General features: G+C 68.3%; 4 protein-coding genes and 2 pseudogenes. 4 read left to right on the forward strand and 2 right to left on the reverse strand.

Going from position 1 to position 3833, the window contains the following annotated elements:
- Together HMPREF2981_RS03915 and HMPREF2981_RS03920 are read left to right on the forward strand one after the other, a co-directional pair.
- Positions 1–1012: pseudogene (locus HMPREF2981_RS03915) on the forward strand (IS256 family transposase); the annotation flags it as partial.
- Between the two features lie 109 nt (positions 1013–1121).
- Positions 1122–1730 carry a DUF1269 domain-containing protein gene (locus tag HMPREF2981_RS03920; RefSeq protein WP_070536157.1) on the forward strand — a complete coding sequence of 203 codons (609 nt, stop codon included), beginning with the start codon at positions 1122–1124 and terminating at the stop codon, positions 1728–1730.
- A gap of 424 nt (positions 1731–2154) precedes the next feature.
- On the opposite strand, the gene HMPREF2981_RS10585 is transcribed toward HMPREF2981_RS03920, so the two are convergent.
- Positions 2155–2790, reverse strand: a complete 636-nt coding sequence (locus HMPREF2981_RS10585; protein ID WP_172884784.1) for a hypothetical protein — start codon at positions 2788–2790, stop codon at positions 2155–2157.
- Positions 2791–3107: 317 nt separating this feature from the next.
- Here HMPREF2981_RS10585 and HMPREF2981_RS10755 point away from each other — a divergent pair, with 317 nt between their 5' ends.
- Complete coding sequence (locus HMPREF2981_RS10755; RefSeq protein ID WP_135008628.1) at positions 3108–3317, forward strand: hypothetical protein; 210 nt, start codon at positions 3108–3110, stop codon at positions 3315–3317.
- Here the strand turns inward: HMPREF2981_RS10755 and HMPREF2981_RS03930 are convergent.
- A complete protein-coding gene (locus tag HMPREF2981_RS03930; RefSeq protein ID WP_070536159.1) occupies positions 3314–3565 on the reverse strand; it encodes a hypothetical protein in 252 nt (83 codons plus the stop codon). The genes HMPREF2981_RS10755 and HMPREF2981_RS03930 overlap by 4 nt on opposite strands.
- Here HMPREF2981_RS03930 and HMPREF2981_RS10590 point away from each other — a divergent pair.
- Positions 3549–3737, forward strand: a pseudogene (locus tag HMPREF2981_RS10590) (transposase); the annotation flags it as partial. The gene HMPREF2981_RS03930 and the pseudogene HMPREF2981_RS10590 sit on opposite strands and share 17 nt — an antisense overlap.
- Positions 3738–3833: the final 96 nt, after the last annotated feature.

Here is a 3833-nt window from a genome sequence, read left to right on the forward strand (position 1 = left end):
GCTCATCGGATAAGAGGAAGTGCCGCCTCCTGAACATATACTGGCTGCTCGAGCGCCGCAAACGGGCCGAGTCCGCGCTGATCACGGTGGTCGCCGACGCCTACCTGGCCGGGGTCTCCACCCGACGCATGGACAAGCTGATAGGTACTTTGGGCATCAACTCGCTTTCGAAGTCACAGGTCTCACGCATGGCGGCCGAGCTCGACGAGCACGTCGCCTCCTTCCGCAACCGGCCCCTGGGCGACGCCGGCCCCTTCATCTTCGTAGCGGCCGACGCCCTGACCATGAAGGTCCGCGAAGGCGGTCGCGTGGTCAGTGCGGTGGTCCTGACAGCCACTGGGGTCAACGCCGACGGACACCGCGAAGTCCTGGGCCTGCGGGTAGCCACACCTGCGAGAGCGGAGCAGCGTGGAACGAGTTCCTCGCCGACCTGGTCGCCCGAGGCCTGGGAGGGGTACGACTTGTCACCTCTGACGCCCACACGGGTCTGGTCGAGGCCATCGCCGCGAACCTGCCCGGAGCGACCTGGCAGCGCTGCCGCACCCACTACGCCGCCAACCTGATGACAGTGACCCCCAAGAGCGCCTGGCCGGCCCTCAAGACCATGCTCCACTCGGTTTACGACCAGCCCGACGCAGCAGCCGTCGAGGCCCAGTTCGACCGCCTCCTGGACTACACCCGTGACCTGCTGCCCGAGGCCGCTGACCACCTCGACGCCGCGCGAGCTGACCTGCTGGCCTTCACCGCCTTCCCCGTCGAGGTATGGCGGCAGATCTGGTCCAACAACCCCCAAGAACGCCTCAACAAGGAGATCCGCCGCCGCACCGACTCAGTGGGCATCTTCCCCAACAGGGACGCCATCATCCGCCTGGTCGGCGCCGTCCTGGCCGAGCAGACCGACGAATGGGCTGAGGGCCGCCGCTACCTCAGCCTGGACACCCTCAAACAGTGCCAGACCACCAACAAGCTCCAGGACGGCCATCCAGACACGCCCCCGACACTGACCCACTGACCCCTAACCACGAAGGGCCCCTACACCACTACCAGGGACTTGACTTCTGTCGCCGCCGCGCCTACGTTAATGATGTCAGCACGCAATAGGAACATGATGGGACGGTTTTATGACTGCACACAATTTTGTCATCGTCGGCTTCGAGGAATCTGCAAACGCCTACAAGGCGCTGAGCGTCCTGCGCGGAGCGGCCGCCGAGGGGCGGATCACTATCGCCGCGGCCGTCATCGGGGAGCGCGGCGCCGACGGCAGCCTGCGCCTGGCCGAGGGTGAGGATGCCGTGATCGGGAGCGCGACCGTCGGCGGGGGCCTGATCGGCATGGCCGTTGGCATTCTGGGGGGCCCACTGGGCATGCTGCTGGGATGGGGTGCCGGCTCCCTGATCGGCGGTTTCGCCGACGCCGACCGCGTGGATCTCTCCGAGACCGCCATCGGCGAGCTCAGCGGACGGCTGCCCGCGGGCACCACCGCCATCCTCGCCGAGGTCGAGGAGTACGCCACCGAGGTGCTCGACGGCGTCGTCTCCCCGCTGGGCGGCCAGGTCCTGCGGCTCGAGGCCGACCAGGTCCTCGGCGAGCTGGAGGCCGCCGAGGCCGCCGCCATCGCCGCTGACAGGGAGGCCGCCCGGGTGCTGCGCCAGGAGCGCGGGCAGGAGCGCAAGCAGAAGTGGGAGGATCGCGTCGACTCCCTGCGCGAGAAGCTCCACCGCAAGAAGTGAGTGTAAGAGCGGCTATCTGCTGAGGGCCCGCGGACGAGTTTCCGCGGGCCCTCGGGGTGCAGATGGTTGATTCCGGGGGCGCGGGCCGGGCGGGCGCCTCGAACCGATCTCAAGCCGGAAGTGAACCGATCCCGGTGCGGAGATCTACCGATCTCGACGAGAAGAAAGCGCGCGTGAGTCTCTCATGCCGCCCTTCCCGGGCCAGCAGCCGAGGCGCTCGGCAATGGGACGGACGATCTCCACCGTCCGGTGCGCCAGGACCTGCTGGGCGGTCAGGCGAAGCGGCGTCATGCCGTGCCGCAGGAGCCACTGGTCGCGGCGGCGGTCCTGCGTCCAGTCGGCCAGGGAGGAGTGGAAGGCGTGGCCGTCGGTCTCGATCGCAAGACGCTGTCCCAGGACGAGGTCGAGTTCGCCGGTGGGCGTCTCAACGGCGACCTCCGGCGGAGCGCCGGCCTCCTCCAGCTCGTATCGGGCGATGGTCTCCAGGATGGAGCGAGCGCGCCTTCGGGTCGGCGCGGGCGAGCAGCGCGCGCATGGGGCCGTTCCTCGGTCCGCGCAGTCTGGCGAGAAGCTGGGCGCGGGTGACCAGGCCGCCGCGCAGGGCGCAGTCCAGGGCGATGAGCGCGTCCAGCTCCGATGTGCAGCGCATGAAGGTGAGGATGGCGGTCTCCTGGTCGGCGAACGGCGAGCCCAGCGGGTCGATGGGAGCGCCGGCGTTCCTGTGGATGATGACGCGCCCGATGCCGTCTACGGGGTGCTGGTCGTAGGGGGCGATAATGTGGAGCCGGCTTCCGGGGCTCTCCTGAAGGGCGATGCCGTAGTGCTCCATTGCGTGCGCGCAGGCGATGAGACCGCCCAGGCGCCGGGCGATAATGGTGGGCCGTTCCGTTCCCGGCAGGGCGATGACGTGCTGCGGGTGGCGGACGACGATTCCGTCGGCCACCATGCGGCCCAGAGTGCGACGGCAGTGTTCTGAGGTGGCCAGGAATCGCTGTTTGGCCGCCCCGTGTGCGGCTGCCAGCGCTCGCAGCATGGCGTCCCGCCGTTCGGTGTACCGCATGAAACGAGCATCGACCGGCGGGGCCGCCGGTGACAAGGTTTGCGCCACCCTGTGGATAACGTGGCCGGCCGCCGGCAGGCGTCCACAACTCCACGTGCGCTTCCGCACCCGTCTGCGGGGCCCGCAGTTGCCCGTCTGAGGGGTCCGAGGCGTCACAGACGTCTGCACAGGTGCGTTCGGGCGCTTCCGGCTGTGTTTCCGCGTCGAAAAAGGTGGCTCCTACGCACTTTTAACGTTCGTGTCTCATCTCCGCCTGCTGCAGAACCGCGGAATTACGCCAAACTTCGCAACCCGCGACGGTGCCGTGCACCGTAAAAGTGCGTAGGAGCCACCTTTTTGAGCGCAAAGGCGCTCGATGGGACTGCCGGGTGCGTGCGGGGTCCGGTCAAGCGCTCGGCAGGGCGCGCCGCCTGACGGGACGCGCCGGTCAGCACAGTGCGCCGCCCGCCCCTTCACCGATCTCGACGGGACCGGCCTTCGGCCTGCTGTACGGCTCTGGCTCCGATGACCCGCAGGACACGTCCTAGCCGATGAGGCCGCCGGGAGTCTGGTCGCCATCGGCTGGCGCCCCGGCCGGGCGGCGGTGGTAGAGCAGGTAGGCGCCGATCCGGCTGCGCCAGGAGGGGCGCACCGTGTGCGGCCAGCGCTGCGACACGTAGGTGATGGCGTCATCGATCTCAAGGCGCTGGGTGGAGTTGCCCGCCCGCACCCACAGCTCTCGCCCGCCCCGGCCCTTGGGGCCTGACAGGTAGACGGGCACCGACTCAGTGGGCATCTTCCCCAACAGGGACGCCATCATCCGCCTGGTCGGCGCCGTCCTGGCCGAGCAGACCGACGAATGGGCTGAGGGCCGCCGCTACCTCAGCCTGGACACCCTCAAACAGTGCCAGACCACCAACAAGCTCCAGGACGGCCATCCAGACACGCCCCCGACACTGACCCACTGACCCCTAACCACGAAGGGCCCCTACACCACTACCAGGGACTTGACTACTCACCCACGGAAAAACTACGAGTCTCTTTCGATGGTGAAGTACTTCGAA

Source organism: Rothia sp. HMSC069C01, from assembly GCF_001814655.1.
GTDB classification, from domain to species: Bacteria; Actinomycetota; Actinomycetes; order Actinomycetales; family Micrococcaceae; genus Rothia; species Rothia dentocariosa.